At 73.2% G+C, this 20,341-nt stretch carries 15 protein-coding genes and 1 pseudogene; 13 read left to right on the plus strand and 3 right to left on the minus strand.

Features of this window, described 5'->3' with window-relative positions; genetic code table 11:
* Positions 1–91: 91 nt before the first annotated feature.
* The 6 genes from PVK37_RS08340 (at position 92) to topA (ending at position 8,401) form a co-directional block, all read left to right on the plus strand.
* Positions 92–448 carry an STAS domain-containing protein gene (locus PVK37_RS08340; RefSeq protein WP_275033209.1) on the plus strand — a complete coding sequence of 119 codons (357 nt, stop codon included), beginning with the start codon at positions 92–94 and terminating at the stop codon, positions 446–448.
* The gene (locus PVK37_RS08345; protein ID WP_275035030.1) at positions 448–882 is read left to right on the plus strand and encodes an ATP-binding protein; all 435 of its coding nucleotides are present in this window, start codon (positions 448–450) and stop codon (positions 880–882) included. Before PVK37_RS08340 ends, PVK37_RS08345 begins: the two co-directional genes overlap by 1 nt.
* Before the next feature lie 403 nt (positions 883–1,285).
* Entirely contained in the window at positions 1,286–3,652 is a 2,367-nt protein-coding gene (locus PVK37_RS08350) for a sodium-translocating pyrophosphatase (protein ID WP_275033210.1), read from the plus strand.
* A 148-nt stretch (positions 3,653–3,800) separates the two neighbouring features.
* On the plus strand, positions 3,801–4,343 hold the full coding sequence (locus tag PVK37_RS08355) for a hypothetical protein (protein ID WP_275033211.1): 543 nt from the start codon (positions 3,801–3,803) through the stop codon (positions 4,341–4,343).
* A gap of 74 nt (positions 4,344–4,417) precedes the next feature.
* The gene (locus PVK37_RS08360; protein ID WP_423791063.1) at positions 4,418–5,149 is read left to right on the plus strand and encodes a hypothetical protein; all 732 of its coding nucleotides are present in this window, start codon (positions 4,418–4,420) and stop codon (positions 5,147–5,149) included.
* 435 nt (positions 5,150–5,584) lie between these two features.
* A complete protein-coding gene (gene topA / locus PVK37_RS08365) occupies positions 5,585–8,401 on the plus strand; it encodes a type I DNA topoisomerase (RefSeq protein ID WP_275033213.1) in 2,817 nt (938 codons plus the stop codon).
* A gap of 64 nt (positions 8,402–8,465) precedes the next feature.
* On the opposite strand, the gene PVK37_RS08370 is transcribed toward topA, so the two are convergent.
* Positions 8,466–9,779 (minus strand): D-arabinono-1,4-lactone oxidase, encoded by a 1,314-nt coding sequence (locus PVK37_RS08370; RefSeq protein WP_275033214.1) that lies wholly within the window; start codon positions 9,777–9,779, stop codon positions 8,466–8,468.
* Between the two features lie 229 nt (positions 9,780–10,008).
* On the opposite strand from PVK37_RS08370, the gene PVK37_RS08375 reads away from it, so the two are divergent.
* Complete coding sequence (locus PVK37_RS08375) at positions 10,009–10,632, plus strand: TetR/AcrR family transcriptional regulator (protein WP_275035031.1); 624 nt, start codon at positions 10,009–10,011, stop codon at positions 10,630–10,632.
* 238 nt (positions 10,633–10,870) lie between these two features.
* Here PVK37_RS08375 and PVK37_RS08380 read toward each other — a convergent pair whose 3' ends face one another.
* On the minus strand, positions 10,871–12,079 hold the full coding sequence (locus PVK37_RS08380; RefSeq protein ID WP_275033215.1) for an alanine racemase: 1,209 nt from the start codon (positions 12,077–12,079) through the stop codon (positions 10,871–10,873).
* A gap of 307 nt (positions 12,080–12,386) precedes the next feature.
* Between PVK37_RS08380 and tmk the strand changes: the two genes are divergently transcribed.
* From tmk to PVK37_RS08410, 6 genes and pseudogenes are all read left to right on the plus strand, one after another.
* Positions 12,387–14,450: a dTMP kinase gene (gene tmk, locus PVK37_RS08385; protein ID WP_275035032.1), complete on the plus strand. Its 2,064-nt coding sequence runs from the start codon at positions 12,387–12,389 to the stop codon at positions 14,448–14,450.
* 19 nt (positions 14,451–14,469) lie between these two features.
* The gene (locus PVK37_RS08390; RefSeq protein WP_275033217.1) at positions 14,470–15,735 is read left to right on the plus strand and encodes a DNA polymerase III subunit delta'; all 1,266 of its coding nucleotides are present in this window, start codon (positions 14,470–14,472) and stop codon (positions 15,733–15,735) included.
* Positions 15,736–15,938: 203 nt separating this feature from the next.
* Positions 15,939–16,268 (plus strand): YbaB/EbfC family nucleoid-associated protein, encoded by a 330-nt coding sequence (locus PVK37_RS08395; RefSeq protein ID WP_275033219.1) that lies wholly within the window; start codon positions 15,939–15,941, stop codon positions 16,266–16,268.
* A 1-nt stretch (position 16,269) separates the two neighbouring features.
* Positions 16,270–16,557: pseudogene (locus PVK37_RS08400) on the plus strand (hypothetical protein); the annotation flags it as partial.
* 248 nt (positions 16,558–16,805) lie between these two features.
* Positions 16,806–17,558 carry a hypothetical protein gene (locus PVK37_RS08405; protein WP_275033221.1) on the plus strand — a complete coding sequence of 251 codons (753 nt, stop codon included), beginning with the start codon at positions 16,806–16,808 and terminating at the stop codon, positions 17,556–17,558.
* Between the two features lie 93 nt (positions 17,559–17,651).
* Positions 17,652–18,512, plus strand: a complete 861-nt coding sequence (locus PVK37_RS08410; RefSeq protein WP_275033222.1) for a PSP1 domain-containing protein — start codon at positions 17,652–17,654, stop codon at positions 18,510–18,512.
* Between the two features lie 33 nt (positions 18,513–18,545).
* Here PVK37_RS08410 and PVK37_RS08415 read toward each other — a convergent pair whose 3' ends face one another.
* The gene (locus tag PVK37_RS08415; RefSeq protein ID WP_275033223.1) at positions 18,546–20,270 is read right to left on the minus strand and encodes a metallophosphoesterase family protein; all 1,725 of its coding nucleotides are present in this window, start codon (positions 20,268–20,270) and stop codon (positions 18,546–18,548) included.
* Positions 20,271–20,341 lie beyond the last annotated feature (71 nt).

Genomic DNA, 20,341 nt, shown 5'->3' on the forward strand with positions numbered 1-20,341 from the left:
AGGAGGAGCCCGACGCCGGTGACCTGATCGGGTCGGCGGCGGAGATGGTTAGATGCCCAGGAGAGTTCAGGGCTCTTGCGAGGGAGGACCGATGGAGCTGTCGCTGGCGACCCGCACCGTGGGGGAGCACACGGTGCTCGAGGTCGGCGGTGAGGTCGACGTCTACACCGCCCCCCGCCTGCGTGAACGGCTCATCGAGCTGATCGACGGTGGGGCCCGCCGGGTGGTGGTCGACCTGGGTCGGGTGGACTTCCTCGACTCGACCGGTCTCGGCGTGCTGGTCGGCGCGTTGAAGCGGCTGCGGTCGGCCGGTGGCACCTTCGCGCTGGTCTGTGACAAGGAGCCGCTGCTCAAGATCTTCCGGATCACCGCGCTGGACCAGGTCTTCCCGCTGCATCCCACGGTCGACGCGGCGGTCGCCGCCGACCCGTCAACCCCGGGCGCGTGATGGCGACGGTCCGGCTCTCCTTCTCGCCCGCCCCGGTCCACGTCCGCACCGCCCGACTGGTGGGGGTGGCGGTCGCCCGACGGGCCGGGGTCCGCGAGGATCTGCTGGACGAGGTGCGCCTCGCCATCGGTGAGGCGTGCACCCGGGCGGTCGCCCTGCACCGGCAGTACGGGGTGTCCGACCCGGTGCTGGTCGAGATGTCGGACTCCGGGGCGTACGCGGTGCGGGTGGTGGACCGGGCCCCGATCGAGGCGGGGATCGGCCTGGCCGCGCTGGACGCGGACCAGTTGGCGAACGAGTCGTTGACCGACGAGGCGCTCACCACCGGGGTGGGCTTCGCGCTGCTCGCCGGGTTCGTGGAGGACCTTCAGGTGCGCCCGGTGGACGAGGGCATCGGCACCGAGGTACGGATGGTCTGGCCCGTCGGCCGCTGACCTGCGGGCCGGGCAGGCGCACCGGGTCCCCGGACCCGGACCACGTGCCGTCGGCCGCTGACCTGCGCGTAGGACACCAGAACCGCGAAGAACACCGAGAACAGGCCGTACCCGCACGGGTACGGCCTGTTCGGCGTGCGTCCCGCCTATATCAGATTTTCTCTCATATCACAGCGACGAAGATCATCGACACGTGGCGTACCCTCGGTGTGACCTCCGACACGGGGTGGGGCTACAGTACGCGGGTTGTCAGCAAGTGTCCGGCCCACCACCAGCGGCTATTTGTGATCTTCGCTGTCCGCGTACCGGCGGTGGTTCGGCTCCGCTTGTGAGTCCGCATCCAGGCGTCCGGTCGGTACGTCCCTCCGGCCGGCGCGCGAGTGTTCGGTACAGGAGGACACAGATGTCCGGGATCTTGGCCGCCGACGGCGGCGAGCTCTCCCTTACCGGTGCCAACGTGTCGTACGTCGTCATCGCCGCGGTCATCGCGTTGGTGGCGCTCGTCTTCGCCGCCGCCTTGACCAAGGCGGTACTGGCAGCCGGTAAGGGCACCACCAACATGCAGGAGATCTCCGGGGCCGTCCAGGAGGGCGCCTCGGCCTATCTGCTCCGGCAGTTCAGAACACTCGCCGTGTTCGTGGTCGTCGCCGTCGTACTCCTCTTCCTGCTGCCGGTGCACGACACCGACGGCAGCGAGACCATGGTGAAGATCGGGCGGTCCGCCTTCTTCGTCGTGGGCGCGGGGTTCAGCGCCTTCATCGGCGGCGCCGGGATGTGGCTCGCCACGCGGGCCAACCTGCGGGTGGCCGCGGCGGCCCGGGAGCGCCAGGGTGGCCGGGAGGCGGCCATGAAGATCGCCTTCCGTACCGGTGGTGTGGTCGGCTTCCTCACCGTCGGCCTCGGCCTGTTCGGCGCGGCGCTGGTCGTCCTGATCTACCGGGGTGACGCGCCGACCGTGCTGGAGGGCTTCGGCTTCGGGGCCGCGCTGCTGGCCATGTTCATGCGGGTCGGCGGCGGCATCTTCACCAAGGCCGCCGACGTCGGCGCCGACCTGGTCGGCAAGGTCGAGCAGGGCATCCCCGAGGACGACCCGCGCAACGCCGCCACCATCGCCGACAACGTGGGCGACAACGTCGGCGACTGCGCCGGCATGGCCGCCGACCTGTTCGAGTCGTACGCGGTCACGCTGGTCGCCGCCCTGATCCTCGGTCGGGCCGCGTTCGGCGAGGAGGGCCTGGTCTTCCCGCTGATCATCTCCACCATCGGCGTGGTCATCGCGATCATCGGCGTCTTCATCACCCGGCTGCGCGCCACCGACCGGTCCGGCCTGACCGCGATCAACCGGGCCTTCTACCTCTCCGCGCTGATCTCCGCGGTGCTGGTGGCGATCGCCGCCTTCGCGTACCTGCCGGCGAGCTTCGCCGACCTCGACGGCGGCCTCACCGACGTGGACCGCAACCCGCGCCTGGTCGCCATCGGCGCGGTGATCATCGGTATCGTGCTGGCCGCCGCCATCCAGGCGCTCACCGGCTACTTCACCGAGACCGACAAGCGCCCGGTGCAGGACATCGGCAAGAGCTCGCAGACCGGCCCGGCCACCGTCATCCTCGCCGGCATCAGCGTCGGCCTGGAGTCGGCGGTCTACTCGGCGCTGCTGATCGGGGCCGGCGTGTTCGGCGCGTTCCTGCTCGGCGGCAGCTCGATCACCCTGTCCCTGTTCGCCGTCGCGCTGGCCGGCACCGGCCTGCTCACCACGGTCGGCGTGATCGTGGCGATGGACACCTTCGGCCCGATCTCCGACAACGCGCAGGGCGTGGCCGAGATGTCCGGCGACATCGACGAGCACGGCGCGCAAACCCTCACCGAGCTGGACGCGGTCGGCAACACCACCAAGGCGATCACCAAGGGCATCGCGATCGCCACGGCGGTGCTGGCCGCCACCGCACTGTTCGGCTCGTACACCGACACGCTGCGCACCGCGTACGCCGACGCCGGCGTCGGGGACGTCGGCGCGGAGATCCTCAACTCGCTCAACGTCGCCAACCCGCGCAACCTGGTCGGCCTCATCATCGGCGCTGCGGTGGTCTTCCTCTTCTCCGGTCTGGCCATCAACGCGGTGTCCCGCTCGGCCGGCGCGGTGGTGATGGAGGTCCGCCGGCAGTTCCGTGAGCTGCCCGGCATCATGGACCGCACCCAGCGTCCCGAGTACGGCAAGGTCGTCGACATCTGCACCCGGGACGCCCAGCGCGAGCTGATCACCCCCGGCCTGCTCGCCATCCTCGCCCCGATCGCGGTCGGTTTCGGCCTCGGGCCGGGCGCACTGGCGTCGTACCTGGCCGGAGCGATCGGCGCCGGCACGCTGATGGCGGTCTTCCTGTCCAACTCCGGTGGGGCCTGGGACAACGCCAAGAAGATGGTCGAGGACGGCGCGTACGGCGGCAAGGGCTCCGAGGCGCACGCCGCCACGGTCATCGGCGACACCGTCGGCGACCCGTTCAAGGACACCGCCGGCCCGGCGATCAACCCGCTGATCAAGGTGATGAACCTGGTCTCGCTGCTGATCGCGCCGGCCGTGGTGGCCTGGAGCGTCGGCGACGACCGGAACACCGCCCTGCGGGTCACGGTCGCGGTGGTGGCGACGTTGATCATCGTCGCGGCGGTGATGTTCAGCAAGCGCAAGGGCGTCGCGATGTCCGACTCCGACTCCGACACCGACGGCGGGACCGTCGCCGGCAACCCGGGCACCCGGGCGGAGACGGTCGGCGCCTGAGCCGTACCAGGATCGGGTCGTCCCCGGCCGGCGGGTCCACGCCGGCCGGGGACCTCCGTCCACTGCGGGGCCGGGCCGCCGCCGGGCCCCGGACCAGGGCATCGACGGCGGGGTGGCGCATTACCACCGAGGCCGTACGCTGCAACGCATGCGTACGTGCCGGGCGGCAACCGCCGGAAAGCTCACGGTGGTCCTGGCCACGGTCGTCCTGCTCGCCGGCGCGTGCGGCGGTGGTCCCAGCCCTCGGGTGTGGGCGGCGGCGGTCTGCGAGGCGCTCACCCCGTGGCGGGCGGAGATCAGCAAGCTGACCAGCAGCACCCAGCAGCAGATGACCGCGCAGACCACTCCGGCCCAGGCCAAGGAGAACCTGGTCCGGCTGTTCGCCGGGGCCGAGAAGGCCAGCGAGAGCGCCCGCAGGCGGGTCGAGCAGGCCGGGGTGCCGGACACCGAGCACGGTGAGCAGGTCTCGGCCGGTTTCCTCAGCTCGCTGGAGAAGGTCCGGGACGCCTACGGCCGGGCGCGGCGCACCATCGCCGGTCTCGGCACCGGCACGCCGACCGAGTTCTACGACGGGGTCCGGGGCGCGGTCGAGACCCTCAACAAGGAGTACGACGCGAGTGCGCTGGACACCAGCAAACTCAACTCGGAAGAACTCAAAGAGGCCTTCGACGAGGTCCCGGAGTGTCGCTGACGCCAGCCGAGCCGCCGCCTGTCGCCGAGCCACCACGCCCGGCCGGGTCGCCGTCTGCTGCCGGGCCGTCGCCGGTGGCCGACCTCCCGTCGCCTGCCGGGCCGTCGCCTGCCGCCGGGCCCCCGTCGGCTGTCGTCGGGCCGTCGCCCAGCGCCGGGCCGTCGCCGCCGTCCGGCGGGCCGGTGCGCCAGCTCTCCCTCTTCGGTACCGAGGCAGCCGACCCGTCCCCGGCGGACCTGGCCGGTCTGCTCGTCGGGCCGGGTGAGATCGTCCGGATGGGCGGCACGGCCCGCCTGTCGATCATGGTGGACGCCGCCTGGCGGGTGCACGTGCTCGTCGCCGAACTGGCGACCCGGGGGCTGGCGGCGAACTGGGAGGCGACCCCTGACGGTCGACACCTGGTACGTACCTCGTACACCAGCGCGCTGGCCCCGCTCGCGGTCGCCTGGCTGCGCGGACAGCCGGAGCAGGCCGGTGACCGCACCGGGGTCGGGCCGGCACCGGTGAAGCGGCCCCCGCCCGGCTTCCACCTCAACGGCCGCCGGCTGCGGCTCTGGCTCGCCGCCGCGGGTGTTGCCGAACCGTCCGGTCACCTGCTCCGGCTCGGCCCGGACGACGGGCCGTGCCACGGTCCGGCGGGTGCGGCGCTGGCCGCCGTCGGGCTGACCGCGGCGTTCCTGGACGTCGGTGCGGGCGGTCCGGCGTACCGGATCACCGGCCGGCGTCGCCTCGCCCGCCTCGCCGAACTGGTCGGCGACCGGCCGGCGGCGGCCCCGTCGACGCAGTGGCCGTCCGGGGTATCCTGATCACTCCCTGCTTGCCGTGACTCAGTGTGACCGATCGCCCGCAGAAAGTGCGAACCGGACCGTACGGTACTCCGGTTCCCCGCCCTCGTGGGCGACTGCCGGGTGTCCTCCGGACGGTCTGGCCTGCTGTCGGGTAGGGGACCGAAGGGTGCCGAACGGCGCTCGGGACCGGCCGGTCAGGTGGTCGCCCGCGAGCCGACGTTCGACACAGTGGCCCGCCCGAGGGCCGATCGTCGGTGTACGGTGACGCCGTCCGGCAGATGCGTCCACGCGGCGTCGGGCGGCGACCGCCGTCGTGGGCGGGTTCCCGCCCACGAAACCCCGAACGCGGACGGCGCGTTACGTTGGACATCCGGCCGCCGGCGGCGGCGGTAGTACCGCCGGTGCCGTCCGGTTGGCGGCCGGGCCACGAGCAGGAGTGAGGTCGCGGGAGACGTGCCGAGCAACGCCAAAACCACCCGTCTGGTCATCGTCGAGTCACCGGCGAAGGCCAAGACGATCTCGGGCTACCTGGGCCCGGGGTACGTCGTGGAGGCCAGCTTCGGGCACGTCCGCGACCTGCCCCGCAACGCCGCCGACGTGCCGACGAAGTACAAGGGCGAGCCGTGGGCCCGGCTCGGCGTCGACGTCGACAACGGCTTCCACGCCCTGTACGTGGTCTCCGCCGACCGGAGGCAGCAGATCACCAAGCTGACCCGGCTGGCCAAGGAGGTCGACGAGATCTTCCTGGCCACGGACGAGGACCGCGAGGGCGAGGCGATCGCCTGGCACCTGGTGGAGACCCTCAAGCCCAAGGTGCCGGTCAAGCGGATGGTCTTCCACGAGATCACCAAGCCGGCCATCCAGGCGGCGGTGGCGAACCCGCGCGAGATCGACCGGGCCCTGGTCGACGCCCAGGAGGCCCGCCGGATCCTCGACCGGCTCTACGGCTACGAGGTCTCGCCGGTGCTCTGGAAGAAGGTCATGCCGAAGCTCTCGGCGGGCCGGGTCCAGTCGGTCGCCACCCGGATCGTGGTGGAACGCGAGCGGCAGCGGATGGCGTTCCGCACCGCCGAGTACTGGGACATCCTCGCCAGCCTGTCCGTGGCGAAGCCCGGTGAGGGGCCGCGCAGCTTCTCCGCCACCCTGGTCGCGCTGAACGGCGACCGGATCGCCACCGGCAAGGACTTCGAGCCGACCACCGGCCGGGTGAAGCCCGGTGCCGGCGTGGTGCACCTCGACGAGGGTGGGGCCCGGGGGCTCGCCGCCCGCCTGGCGGGTCGGCCGTTCACGGTCACCCGGGTCGAGGAGAAGCCCTACCGGCGTCGCCCGTACGCGCCGTTCATCACCTCCACCCTCCAGCAGGAGGCGGCCCGCAAGCTCCGGTTCTCGTCCCAGCAGACGATGCGTACCGCGCAGCGGCTCTACGAGAACGGCTACATCACCTACATGCGTACCGACTCGGTGAACCTGTCGGAGACCGCCATCGCGGCGGCCCGCCGGCAGATCGTCGAGCTGTACGGCGAGCGCAGCGTGCCGCCGGAGCCGCGCCGCTACACCGGCAAGGTGAAGAACGCCCAGGAGGCGCACGAGGCGATCCGCCCGGCGGGGGACAACTTCCGTACCCCGGGGGACGTGGCCAAGGAACTGTCCGGCGACGAGTTCAAGCTCTACGAGCTGATCTGGCGGCGGACCATCGCCTCGCAGATGACCGACGCGGTCGGTTCCAGCGTGTCGGTGCGGATCCGGGCGATCTCCTCCGCCCAGGAGGAGGCCGACTTCGGGGCGACCGGCAAGACCATCACCGACCCGGGCTTCCTGCGCGCGTACGTCGAGTCGTCCGACGACGAGAACGCCGAGGCCGAGGACGCCGAGCGTCGGCTGCCCAACCTGGTCAAGGACCAGCCGTTGACCGCCGACGAGCTGGCCGCCCAGGGCCACCACACCCAGCCGCCGTCGCGCTACACCGAGGCGTCCCTGGTCAAGGCGCTGGAGGAGCTCGGCATCGGCCGCCCGTCCACCTACGCGTCGATCATGCAGACGATCCAGGACCGGGGGTACGTCACCAAGCGCGGCCAGGCGATGATCCCGTCGTTCCTGGCGTTCGCGGTGATCGGGCTGATGGAGCGGCACTACCCGCGCCTGGTCGACTACAACTTCACCGCCAGCATGGAGAACGAGCTGGACGAGATCGCCGGTGGTGACCACGCGGCGGTCGACTTCCTCACCGCGTTCTACTTCGGCAGCGCCAACGGGGCCGGTGACCAGGCCATCGCCCACGCGGGCGGGCTGAAGAAGCTGGTCACCGAGAACCTCACCGACATCGACGCGCGCAGCGTCAACTCGATCCCGCTGTTCACCGACGACGAGGGCCGCGAGGTGGTGGTCCGGGTCGGCCGGTACGGGCCGTACCTCCAGCGGGCGGTGCCGGGTGAGGCCGCGCACGAGGGCGAGGAGGGTGGTGCCCCCGGTGACCGGGCCCCGCTGCCGGAGGGGTTGGCCCCCGACGAGCTGACCCCGGAAAAGGTGCACGAGCTGTTCCTCGGCGGTGGCGGTGAGCGCAAGCTCGGCGACGACCCGGCGACCGGGGAGCCGATCCTGCTCAAGTCCGGCCGGTTCGGCCCGTACGTCTCCAGCGGGGAGCGGAAGTCGTCGCTGCTGCGCACCCAGTCACCGGACACGCTCACCTTCGACGAGGCGTTGAAGCTGCTCAGCCTGCCCCGGCTGGTCGGGGTGGCCCCCGACGGGGTGGAGGTGTTCGCCAACAACGGCCGCTACGGTCCGTACGTCAAGCGGGGTGAGGAGTTCCGTTCGCTGGACTCCGAGGAGAAGATGTTCACGGTCACCCTGGACGAGGCGTTGGCCCTGCTCGCCGCCCCGAAGACCCGCCAGCGTCGGGCCGCCGCGCCGCCGTTGCGGGAGATGGGTGCCGACCCGCTGACCGAGAAGCCGCTGGTGATCAAGGACGGTCGGTTCGGCCCGTACGTCACCGACGGCGAGACGAACGCGTCGCTGCGCCGGGGGCAGACGCCGGAGGCGCTGACCGTCGAGGAAGCCTCGGAGATGCTTGCCGAGAAGCGGGCCAAGGGTCCCGCCCCGAAGAAGGCCGCCAAGAAGGCCGCCCCGGCGAAGAAGGCCCCGGCGAAGAAGACGGCGGCTGCCAAGAAGGCCGGGGACACGAAGACCCCGGCCGCCAAGAAGACCCCGGCCAAGAAGACGCCCGCGAAGAAGACCACGGCCCCGCCGAGGAAGTCCGGCGTCAAACCGGAGTGACCGGCCCGGAGTTCCGGTGATCGTGGTGGCGAACGGCCCTCCCGGGGGCCGGTTCCCACCACGATCAGCCGAGCACGCGGGTCAGGTAGGGGTTGGTGAAGACCCGGTGGGGGTCCAGGCGGGTGCGGAGGGTCTGGAAGTCGTGGAAGCGGGGGTAGACGGGGGCGAGGGAAGCCGCGTCCCGGTAGTGCAGCTTGCCCCAGTGCGGGCGACCGCCCAACCCCTCGGCGACCGCCTCGAACGCCCGGAAGTACGGCTCGTACGGCATCCCGACGTACTGGTGCACGGCCAGGTAGACGGACTCCCGCCCGTACCCGTGCGACAGCCAGATGTCGTCCGGGGCGGTGAACCGCACCTCGACCGGGAACAGCACCTTGAACGGCAGCCCGTCGACGATCCGGCGCAGCGCGGTCAACGCCTCGCCGAGGGCGGCGCGCGGCAGGCCGTACTCCATCTCCACGAAACGGACCCGGCGCGGGGTGCAGAAGATCCGGTCCGAGCGGCCGGTGTAGCGGCGTTCGGTCAGCGCCCGCGCGCTGACCGCGGCGATCGTCGGGACCAGCCGGGGTGACGCCCGGCCGAGCCGGCAGGCCCGCTCGAAGACGGTGTTCGCCAGGAAGTCGTCGTCCAGCCAGCCCCGCCAGGGTGCCAGCGGCCGGTCGTCGTCGGCCACCCGGTCGTTGGTCTTGACCTGCACCCGGTCGGTGTACGGGAACCAGTAGAACTCGACGTGGTCGTGCCCTTCCAGCAGGGTGGGCAGGTCGGCCAGCACGTCGGCCAGCTTCGCCGGGCGTTCGTGGGCGAGCAGGGTGAAGGCGTCCACGCAGCGCAGGGTCAGCTCGGTGACGACGCCGAGCGCACCGAGCCCCACCCGGGCGGCGGCGAACACGTCCGGGTGCTCGTCGGCGGTGCAGCGCAGCACCTCCCCGGTACCGGTGACCAGCGTCAACGCCTCGACGGCGGTGGCCAGGCAGCCCAGCCGCGCGCCGGTGCCGTGGGTGCCGGTGGCGAGCGCGCCGGAGATGGTCTGCGCGTCGATGTCGCCCAGGTTGGGCAGGGCCAGGCCGTGCCCGGCGAGCAGTTCGTTGAGCGCACGCAGGGTCATCCCGGCGGGCACCGTGACCAGCCGGCGCTCCCGGTCCACCCGGACCGGCTCGGCCAGGTCGGTCAGCTCCATCCGCCGCCCGTCGGTGGCGGCGATGCCGGTGAACGAGTGGCCGCTGCCGACCGGCCTGATCCGGGCGCCGGTCTCGACGGCGGCCCGGACCGCCGAGGCCACCTCGGTGGTGTCGTGGGGCCGCAGTACCGTCTCGGCGACGCTGCGCTGGTTGCCCGCCCAGTTCGACCAGGCGGTGTCGACGGATGTCGTCCGAACCATGCCTGCCCCTCCATCCACAATCCGAACTGTTTTCATATCAGGAACGTTGTGCCTGGTAAACACCGCAATGCCGGTCCGATCGTTAGAACCGGTAGCGTCACGCTTCCGTGACGTGTCGATATGTTCATCCGTCGAAGGGGGGTGGCGTCGAGTGTCCACACCAGCCGCCACGACCGGGCCGCTGCGCCGGGTACCGGTGCAGGGGCGAAGTGTCGCGCGGGTCCAGCGGATGCTGGACGCCTGCGCCGAGCTCGTCGACGAGGTGGGGTACGAGGGGCTGACCACGACCCTCCTCGCCGAGCGGGCCGAGGTGGCGATCGGCTCGGTCTACCAGTTCTTCCCGGACAAGCGGGCGATCGTGCAGGCGTTGACCCTGCGCACGATGGAGTCCTACCTCCAGCGGCTCGACGAGCGGTTCGCCTCCGACGACCTCTCCGACTGGTGGGACGGGGTCGACGCGGCGATCGACGAGTACATCACGATGCACCGCACCGTCCCCGGGTTCCGTACCCTGCACTTCGGCGACGTGGTCGACCTGCACCTGCTGGACGAGCAGCGGGACAACAACGGCGTGATCGCCGACCAGTTGGCCCGGGTGCTGACCGAGCGGTTCGGTCTGACCGACGAGCCCCACCTGCGGTTCATCCTGGAGATCGCCGTGGAGGCCGCCGACTCCCTGATCAAGCTGGCGTTCCGCCGCCAGCCCGAGGGGGACGACCGGGTACTGGACGAGGCGAAGGCGCTGATCCGGGAGTACCTGCACCGCCAGGTGGCCGCCAGCGCCACCACCGCCACTGCCACCACCGCCGGCACCGCCGGCACCCCGGCCGCCTCCGGCGCGGAGCCGGGCTGAGCACAGGTGATCCACGCTGCGCGGGTGGTTGAGCCCGGGCAGCCGGCCGGCTCCGGCGCGGTGCCGGGCCGAGCGCAGGTCCGGCGGTACGGCGGTCCGGTGCAGCGGACCGCCGTGCGTCAGCACCGCCGCCACCGACCGGTCGCGCGGGCCGACGGCCCGCCCCGCACGGGCAGGGCGTTCGGGCGTCCCGAGGTCGACCCTGGGATGCGGGACGCGTGGCTGTGCGCCGACGCGTTCAGAGGAAGGCGTGGCCATCGCCCCGGTAGGTGGGGACGGTCGCCACCACGGCGTCCCCGTCCACCAGGTGCAGTTCGTTGACCCGCTCACCGACCTCGCCGGCCTTGGCGTGGCGGAACCAGACCCGGTCGCCCACCCGCAGCAGGTCGGCCGGCGCGCCGGCCAGCGGGGTCTGCACCTCGCCCGCGCCCTCGGTGCCGACCAGCCGCAGCCCGGCCGGCAACCAGGGCCGGGGGAGCCGGCTCGGGTCGGCCGGACCGGAGGCGATCCAGCCGCCGCCGAGCACGGTGGCCAGCCCCGGTGCCGGACGGCGGACCACCGCGCAGGCGAAGAACGCCGCCGGGACGGGCCGCCAGGCCCGGTACGCGTCGAACAACGTCGGCCCGTACAGCCCGGAACCGGCGGTGATCTCGGTGACCGACTGGTCGGCGCTGGTCGCGGCCACGCTGCCGGTGCCGCCGCCGTTGACGAACTCCAGGTCGGCGTGCGCCCGTACGGCGGCCACCGCCGCGCCCCGGCGGGCCAGCAGTTCCCGGTACGACCGGCGCTGCATCGCCCGGATCGCGGTGGCCCGGAGCGTCTGCCCCGGTGGGGCGTCGCCCAGCCCGGCGATCTGCGCCTCGTACGCCATCACGCCCACCAGCCGGAAGCCGCGCCGGCCGGCGACGGTGGCGGCGAACGCGCCGGCCGCCGTGGCGCTGTGCAGCGGGGACCGGCGCACCCCGACGTGCAGCCGACCGCGCAGGGGCCGCCAGGAGGCGTCCAGGTCGAGGCAGAGCCGCAGCTCGGGGCGCTGCCCGGGGGCGCGTACCACGTCGATCAGGTCGAGTTGGGCCGGGGCGTCCACCATCAGGGTCACCGTGTCGGCGAGCGCCGGGTCGGCGGCCAGTTCGGCCAGGGCGGCCCGGTCGGCGGTCGGGTACGCCACCACCACGTCGTCGCTGACGCCGGTGCGGACCAGGTGGATCGCCTCGGGCAGGGTGAACGCCAGCACACCCTGCCAGCCGGGCCGGGCGAGGACCCGGCTCAGCAGGTCACGACTGCGTACCGACTTGCTGGCGACCCGGATCGGCTTGCCGGCGGCGCGGTCGGCGAGCGCGGCGGCGTTGGCGTCGAACGCGGCCAGGTCCACGGCGACGAACGGCGGGTCGAGGTGGGCGGTCGCCTGGTCCAGGCGGTCGCGGAGCAGGTCGCGTTCGGTGGCCACGGATGCACGCTAACTGTGAGGACGGGTAATGCGAAACACCCTCGCATCCTTCGGGTCTGTGGCGTCGGGCGTCGAACCCCTAGGCTGCCCGAGCAGGAGAATGTCACTGAGCGGGACGACTGCCCACCGCGACTAGAGTGTGACACCGGGGGATGCCCAGAGATGGGCCGGCACTGGAGGTACGGCCATCGAAAGCCAGCAGAACGGCGAGTCGTCCGGCGTGTCGCCGACGAGCCAGGTCGACCGGACCGGCTACGCCGCACTTCGCTCCGTGCTGCGCATCCGGCCGTTCCGCCGGTTGTGGATCGTGCTCGGCGCGGCCTCGTACGGTGACTGGCTGGGCCTGCTCGCCACCTCCGTCTTCGCCGCCAGCCAGGTGGAGGGCAGCACCGCCAAGGGTGCCGCGTTCGGCACCCTGATCGCGATCCGGCTGCTGCCCGCGCTGCTGCTCGGCGCGGTCGCCGGGGTTCTCGCCGACCGGTTCGACCGGCGCTGGACGATGGTCATCTGTGACGTGCTCCGGTTCCTGCTGTTCGCCAGTATCCCGCTGGTCGCGCTGCTCGGGGCGAGCGGAGCCACGGTGGTCGGCTGGGCGGTGGTGGCGACCATCCTGATCGAGACGATCACCCTGCTGTGGATCCCGGCCAAGGAGGCGGCGGTCCCGAACCTCATCCCGCGCGCCCGGCTGGAGACGGCCAACCAGCTCACCCTGATCACCACGTACGGCATCACCCCGATCCTGGCCGCGCTGAGCATCGCCGGGCTCGACGGCGCGGTCCGCGCGGCCACCGGCGGCGAGGTGCCGTCCTGGTCCGAGCCGGCGCAGCTCGCGCTCTGGTTCAACGCGCTGTCCCGGCTGGCGACCGCGCTGGTGGTGGCCTTCGGCATCAAGGAGATCAGCCAGGGCGGGGCCGACCAGCAGGCCCGTACCGAGCAGAGCATGTTCCGCCAGTTCAAGGAGGGCTGGCGGTTCATCGGCCGGACCCCGCTGGTCCGTGGCCTGGTGCTCGGCATCTTCGGGGCGTTCGCCGGGGGCGGCATCGTGATCGGCACCGCCCGGTTCTTCGCCGCCTCGCTGGGTGCCGGTGACGCCGCCTTCTACCTCCTCTTCGGGGCGATCTTCATCGGCCTGGCCATCGGTATCGGGCTCGGCCCGATGATCGTCCGGGAACTGTCCCGGCGGCGCTGGTTCGGGATGAGTATCGTGCTGGCCAGCGCGTCCGTGCTGGCGCTCGCCTTCGCCATCCACCTGTCCATGGCGATGCTCGGCGCGGTGCTGGTCGGCGCGGGTGCCGGCATGGCCTTCCTCGCCGGCACCACCCTGCTCGGTGGGGAGATCGCCGACGAGGTACGCGGCCGGGTCTTCGCCGTGGTCCAGATCGGTACCCGGCTGGTACTGATCTTCGCGATCTCGCTGAGCAGCCTGCTGGTCGGCGTCGGCGGCTCGCGGGAGCTGCGCATCGCCGACCTGGGCATCTCCATCTCCTCGACCCGGTTGCTGCTGCTCGCCGCCGGGCTCGCCGGGATCTTCGCCGGGATCAGCGCCTTCGGCCAGATGGACGACAAGAAGGGCGTCCCGGTGCTGGCCGACCTGTGGGGCTCGATGCGGGGCCGTCCGCTCACCCCGGCCGAGCCGTTCGTCTCCAGCGGTCTGTTCGTGGTCTTCGAGGGCGGTGAGGGGGCCGGCAAGTCCACCCAGGTCACCCGGCTCGCCGAGACCCTGGGCGGGCAGGGCCGTGAGGTGGTGGTGACCCGGGAGCCGGGTGCCACGGGTGTCGGCGCGCGGATCCGCGCGCTGGTGCTCGGTGCCCCCGGCTCGGACACCCCGTCGCCCCGCGCCGAGGCGCTGCTCTACGCCGCCGACCGGGCGCACCACGTCGCCACCGTGGTCCGGCCGGCGCTCGCCCGGGGCGCGGTGGTGATCAGCGACCGGTACGTCGACTCGTCCCTGGCGTACCAGGGGGCCGGCCGGACGCTCCCGGTCGACGAGGTCTCCTGGCTCTCCTCCTGGGCCACCGGCGGCCTCAAGCCCGACCTGGTGGTGCTGCTGGACGTGGAGCCGCAGACCGGCCTGGGCCGGGTGGCCAGCCGGGGCGAGGCGACCGACCACGTGGAGGCCGAGTCGTTGGCCTTCCACGAACGGGTCCGGTACGCCTTCCTCGACCTGGCCGCCGCCGACCCCAAGCGGTACCTGGTCCTCGACGCGTCCCGCCCGGTCGACGAGATCGCCGCCCGGGTGGCCCGCCGGATCGAGGAGATGCTGGTCGACCCGTCCGCGATCGTGCACCCGGCCCCGGCGAAACCGCCGGACACCTCGGTGCAGCCGGAGTTATCCGACGCGGAGCTGGTGACGATGGAGCAGACCCGCTGATGCCGGAGGTCACTGCCTGATGCCGGAGGTCTTCGCCGACCTGGTCGGCCAGGACGAGGCGGTGGAAACCCTGCGCCGGGCCGCCGCCGCTGCCGCCGCCGTGTTCCGCGCCGCCCACGCCGGACCCGCCCCCGCTGCCGCCGCCGGCGGGGTGGAGACCGGGAACGGCCCGGGGGAGGCGGGGGCACCGGTGGACCCGGGTGCCGGGATGACCCACGCCTGGATCTTCACCGGACCGCCCGGTTCGGGGCGCTCGGAGGCCGCCCGCGCGTTCGCCGCCGCCCTCCAGTGCGTCCGGGGCACCGGGTGCGGGGAGTGCGCCGGCTGCCACACCACCCTGGCCGGTACCCACGCCGACGTGCGCCTGGTCGTGCCGGAGGGGCTCTCCATCGGCGTCAACGAGATGCGGGCGCTGGTGCTGCGGGCGGCGTCCACCCCGTCCGGGGGCCGGTGGCAGGTCGTGATCATCTCGGACGCCGACCGGCTCACCGAGGCGGCCGGGAACGCGCTGCTCAAGGCGATCGAGGAACCACCACCCCGGACGGTCTTCCTGCTCTGCGCCCCGTCCACCCACCCCGACGACATCTCGGTGACCATCCGGTCGCGCTGTCGACTCGTACCGCTGCGGCAGCCGCCGCCCGGCGCGGTGGCCGAGGTGCTGGTCCGCCGGGACGGCATCGCACCCGACGTGGCCGAGTGGGCGGCGTCGGCCGCGCAGGGGCACGTCGGCCGGGCCCGGCTGCTGGCCGCCGACCCGGAGGCCCGGGCCCGCCGGGACGCGGTGCTCGCGGTGCCGCGCCGGCTCACCGGGGTGGGCGCGGCCTTCGACGCCGCGTCCGCGCTGATCGAGGCGGCCGAGGCGGAGGCCGCGGCGGCGGTCGCCGAGACCGACGCCGCCGAGCGGACCGCGTTGCAGACCGCGCTCGGCGCGGGCGGCACCGGCCGGGGTGCCGCCGGAGCCATCCGGGGTGCCGCCGGCCAGCTCAAGGAGCTGGAGCGGCGGCAGAAGTCGCGGGCCACCCGGGCGCAGCGCGACGCGCTGGACCGGGCCCTGGTCGACCTGGCCGGCTTCTACCGGGACGCGCTGGTCACCGCGCTACGGGCCCCGGTCGCGCCGGTGCACACCGACACCGTGGCGATGGCCCGCGCCGGGGCGGAGAAGTGGGACGCCGAGGGCGCGCTGCGGCGGCTGGAGGCGGTACTGGAGTGCCGGGCCGCGCTCGAGGCCAACGTCAAGCCCCGGATCGCCGTGGAGGCGATGATGCTCGCCCTCTGGAAGGGCTGAGTCGGGTCACGCGGGCGTCCCGGTGTCCGCCCGGGAGCCCCGCCCGGTCACGTCGCGCGCCCACACGTCACCTGGTACCGCTGAGCTGACGGATTCCCAGGTCCCGCACGGATCGACAGTGCCGATTGATTGCGGTACGGTCCACGTGCCGTGGTGACGGCGACGGCACCCTCAGTGACACCGCTTGCGGGAGGAGTCCGCCCATGCCGCGGGGGGAGATCGACGAAGCCTGGATCGAGGAGGCGGTGCGGCGCTACCGCCGGATCGAGTCCCTTCAGGCCGAGTTCGACGCGGCGGTCGCCACCGTCCAGGTCACCGTACGGTCACCGGACGGGCTGGTCGAGGTGGTGGTCACCGCCGCCGGCACGATCACCGACGTCCGGTTCCTCGGCCCACTGCACCACCGCAGTCCACGCGACGTGGCCAACTCGGTGCAGGCGGCGGTCACCGCCGCCGGTGACGCCGCCCAGTGGGCCCGGGAGAAGCTGCACAACGAGACCTTCACCGCCTACCGGCCGCTGGCGGGAGCCTGAGATGGAGAGCCTGTACGCGCTCGCCGCCCGCCTGGACGAGGCGAGCGCCACGCTGGCCGCGCTGGCCCGCGCGGTGACCGCCACCGACCCGGCCCAGGCGGCCTTCGGCGCCGACGGGGCGGGCCGCCCCGGCGAACTCGGCCGCGCCCTGCACCGGCAGTGGGCCACCGCCACCGACAACCGGGCCCGGGAGGCGAGCGCCGCCGCGGCCCGGCTCACCGCCGCCGCGTCCGCGATCCGCGACGCCGCCGGGCGGTACGCCGACACCGACGACGCGGTCCGGCACCGCCTGCCCCGGCCGGTCGACCCGGGAGCGTCGCCCACCGCCGCGGCGTCCGGCCGGCCCGACCCGTGGTTCACCGAGGACCCGGCCACCGGCGGCCTCGGTGCCGAGCTGGCCCGGCGCGGTCTGGGCGGGGAGCTGGGCGGGTCCGGTCCGGGCGGGGAGTTCAGCCGGCCCGGTACGGGCGGGGGGCTGAGCGGCGGTGGCCGGTCCGGGTTCGGGATACCCCGGCCCCGACGCGGCGAGGACCACTGATGGACCGGCTCGACCGGCTCGCCGAGCCCGGCCTGGACCTGCTCGGCCGGGTCGACACGCTGCTCGGTGCCGGTGTGCCCGAGGGGCACCCGGTCTGGCCGCTGCTGCGCCGGATGCGGGCCCTGCCCGGTGACGCCGTCCGGACGTTCCTCGACGTGCATCCCGCGCCGCTGGCCGGTGCCGGGCACGGCGTGCGCCAGCTCGTCCGGGGGTACGACGAGGTGTGCGCCGCCCTGGCCGACCAGCACGCCTGGTCCGGTCCGGCCGCCACCGCGTACGGGGAGGTGCGGGCCACCCTGCAACGGCACCTGGACGAGGGGCCGGACAGTCTCGTCGGGCGGCTGGAGTCGACCGCCGGGTACGCTGACGCGCTCGCCGACTGGGTGGACCGTACCCGTCTGTCGCTGGCCCGCACCCTGGCCGAGGTGCTCGGCTCGGCCGAGGCGGTGACCGTGGTGGTGGCGACGGGTGAACGCGCCGGCCAGGGTACCCGGGACGGGCGTTGGGCGACCGGCCCGGCCGGCGGTGGAAGTGCCCGGTTCGACCAGCCGGCCGGCGGGGCGCAGGCCGGCGCGCTCGCCGCCGCCGAGATCGCGGCCCGGGTGCTCGCCGTCCTCTCCGCCGCGTACGACGGGGCGGAGACCCTGCTAAGGCAGTGGGCGCCCAGCCTCGCCGAGACCCCGTGGCGACCCCGACCGGCCGGCGGGTCGGGCGGGCCCGGTGGGTCCGGTACCACCCGGGTCCGCTGGTGAACGGGCCGGGCCGTCGGTGGATCGCTGCGCCGGGTGACCGGACGGCGACGGACGGGGTGGGTGCGGACGGTCACCCCGTCGTAGGGTGAGACCATGGGCATGCTCTGTGCGGTCAGCTTCAACCGGTACGGGCGTCTCTACTACCTCGACCCGGGCGAGTTCCGGCCGCAGGTGGGCGACCGGGTGCTGGTCCCCACCGACGACGGGCCCGAGGTGGCCGAGTGCGTCTGGGCGGCGCAGTGGGTCAGCGAGGACACCGACGGTTTCCCGAAGCTGGCCGGGCTCGCCGACGAGGAGGACCTACGCCGCGACGAGCAGCTCCGCAAGCGCAAGGCCGAGGCGAAGGTGGCCTCGAAGCGGCTGATCCGTGAGCACGGGCTGCCGATGAAGGTGGTGGCCGTCGACCACGTCCTGGGTGCCGAGTCCGGGGGCAACGGCCGGACCACCGTGTACTTCACCGCGCCGCACCGGGTGGACTTCCGGGCCCTGGTCCGGGACCTCGGCGCGACCCTGCACTGCCGGGTCGAGCTGCGGCAGCTGTCGGCCCGCGATTCGGCCCGGGTGCAGGGCGGCATCGGTTCCTGCGGCCGGGACCTGTGCTGCGCCACCTTCCTCACCGACTTCGAGCCGGTGACCATCCGGATGGCGAAGGACCAGGACCTGCCGCTCAACCCGCTGCGGATCTCGGGAGCGTGCGGCCGGCTGATGTGCTGCCTGAAGTACGAACATCCGCTGTACCAGAAGTTCCACGAGTCGGCCCCGTCGATCGGGTCCCGCGTCTCCACTCCGGAGGGCGACGGCAAGGTGGTGGGCCACAGCGTCCCGAGAGACGCGGTGACCGTCCGGCTGGACGCCGACGGTTCGCGCTCCATGTGCTCCCGGGCCGACGTCTGCGGCTCCCGGCGCGCCTACGACAGCCGTGACCCGTCGGATCCGGCGGGGGCGACCCGCTGACGGTGCCCGTCCCCGCCGTTCCGGCAGCGTCGGTCATGGGGAGGGCGGCAGGACGATCGGGGGTTCCGCCAGGTGGGGGGTCAGCGGACGTTCGGGGACCAGCCAGGAGGCGGTCGGCGACTGGTCCGGGTTGACCCGCCAGCGCCGGGACACCTTCGGTACGGCGATCGGGTAGATCGTCAGCGTGCCGTCCGGGTCGATGCGCAGCCGGAGGAAGGACTTCGCGTCCTCGATGCCCTGGCCGGCGAACAGCTCGTTCACGTTCACCCCGAAACTCCCCGCCACCAGCAGGTATCCGGCGGTGAGCTGGCTGGCCAGCACGCCGATCACCGGCCCGTACAGCACGGCGGCGGCGACCACCGGCATCGGCCACGGCCAGTCGTAGAACGGTAGCCGCAGCCAGACCCAGGTGCCGGCGGCGGCCAGCGCGACGTGCGCGAGCCCGTGCGTCAGGCCGAGGATCCAGTGCCGGGCGTGCCGCCTGCCGTCCGCGCTGGGCGGCTTGGCGAAGAACCCCGCGCCGAGCAGCGTCACCAGCAGCATCACCACCAGCGGCACGCTGAACAGCCGCTGCTCGGCCCCACCGGTACGGTTCGACGACACCGCCGCCATGGCCAGCATCAGCAGGGTGTGCAGGGTGCCCAGCAGCGCGCAGAACCCCGGGTTGCGCAGCGGCAGCCGGGGGAAGATGCCCCAGGCGTACCGCCGGGAGCGGGCCGCCGTCGGGTACCGGCCGGCCAGCTCGTACGGCTCGGAGTGGCTGGCCCGGCGGGCCAGGGTGTCGCGCGGTGGCACCTCGATCCGCTCCGGGAGCTTGTGCGTGGGGTAGAGGTACGCGCCCCCGCCCCCGCAGGTGACCAGCTGCCGGTCCGGGCCGGCGTAGCGGGCGTAGTGGTGCAGGTCGCCGGTGACGATCAGGCGTACCGTCGCCCCGGTCGGCGTGACGATGGTGCGGATGAAGTAGTCCAGCGAGTCGTACGCGGTGGGGCTGTCGACGGCGCGCACCCAGGTCGGGGCGGGCACCGCCAGGATCACCCGGGACCGTGGCCCGAGCCGGGCCGCGACCTGGTCGAAGTAGCTGAGCTGCGGATCGTCCAGATACGACCCGGACTGGTCGTCCAGGCCCAGCAGCCACCAGTCGGCGGGCAGCTCGACGGCGAAGTACGACCGGGACTGCGCGGTCCGCCAGCCGCCGAAGAACTGGTCCCGGGAGCGGACGAACAGCCGCAGGAACGCGGTCAGCCCGTCGTACCAGTCGTGGTTGCCGGGCACCGCGAACAGCGTCGGCCCGCCCGGGGTGGCCAGCGGCAGCGCCGCCTGGTACGGCCCCTTGCACCGGTCCTCGTACGCGCCGTAGCCGGCCGACGGGTACACCTGGTCGCCGCCCATCACCAGGGTCCCCGCCCGGGGCAGCCGGTGCCCGTCGACGGTCAGCTCCGGCTGGCCGATCAGGTACGCCACCGAGTACGTGGCGTCGAAGCCGTCGCCCAGGTCGGCCACGTAGTCCAGCCAGAGCCCGCCGTCCGGGCCGACCTGGCGGAACACGCCGTCGCCGAGGGCGTTCTGCAACTCCCGCTTGTCCAGGTACGCCCCGAAGAGCATCGCGAGCAGCGTACGGATGCCGGTGCTGATCAGCAGGAACGGCGCGAGCCACGGCACCGCCCGGCGGGGCGTGAACCCCAGCTCGCGGGGCTCGGTGCTGCGCGGGCGGCGCGGGTCGCGGCTGACAGGCTCGTCGCGTAGGGGCTCGTCGCTCACGGGCGGAGCCTAGCCCCGACCGCTGACGACCGCTGTCTGTTGCCGGACGGGTTGTGGCTCGTTGTCCGGTT

Origin of the sequence: Micromonospora cathayae (assembly GCF_028993575.1) — a bacterium.
GTDB classification, from domain to species: Bacteria; Actinomycetota; Actinomycetes; order Mycobacteriales; family Micromonosporaceae; genus Micromonospora; species Micromonospora cathayae.

Excerpts from the sequence above, each read along its gene's own strand:
- PVK37_RS08340 (WP_275033209.1), top strand. The coding sequence starts at position 92 with ATGGAGCTGTCGCTGGCGACCCGCACCGTGGGGGAGCACACGGTGCTC.
- PVK37_RS08345 (WP_275035030.1), top strand. The coding sequence starts at position 448 with ATGGCGACGGTCCGGCTCTCCTTCTCGCCCGCCCCGGTCCACGTCCGC.
- PVK37_RS08350 (WP_275033210.1), top strand. The coding sequence starts at position 1,286 with ATGTCCGGGATCTTGGCCGCCGACGGCGGCGAGCTCTCCCTTACCGGT.
- PVK37_RS08355 (WP_275033211.1), top strand. The coding sequence starts at position 3,801 with ATGCGTACGTGCCGGGCGGCAACCGCCGGAAAGCTCACGGTGGTCCTG.
- PVK37_RS08370 (WP_275033214.1), bottom strand. The coding sequence starts at position 9,779 with ATGGTTCGGACGACATCCGTCGACACCGCCTGGTCGAACTGGGCGGGC.
- PVK37_RS08375 (WP_275035031.1), top strand. The coding sequence starts at position 10,009 with ATGCTGGACGCCTGCGCCGAGCTCGTCGACGAGGTGGGGTACGAGGGG.
- PVK37_RS08390 (WP_275033217.1), top strand. The coding sequence starts at position 14,470 with ATGCCGGAGGTCTTCGCCGACCTGGTCGGCCAGGACGAGGCGGTGGAA.
- PVK37_RS08395 (WP_275033219.1), top strand. The coding sequence starts at position 15,939 with ATGCCGCGGGGGGAGATCGACGAAGCCTGGATCGAGGAGGCGGTGCGG.
- PVK37_RS08405 (WP_275033221.1), top strand. The coding sequence starts at position 16,806 with ATGGACCGGCTCGACCGGCTCGCCGAGCCCGGCCTGGACCTGCTCGGC.
- PVK37_RS08410 (WP_275033222.1), top strand. The coding sequence starts at position 17,652 with ATGGGCATGCTCTGTGCGGTCAGCTTCAACCGGTACGGGCGTCTCTAC.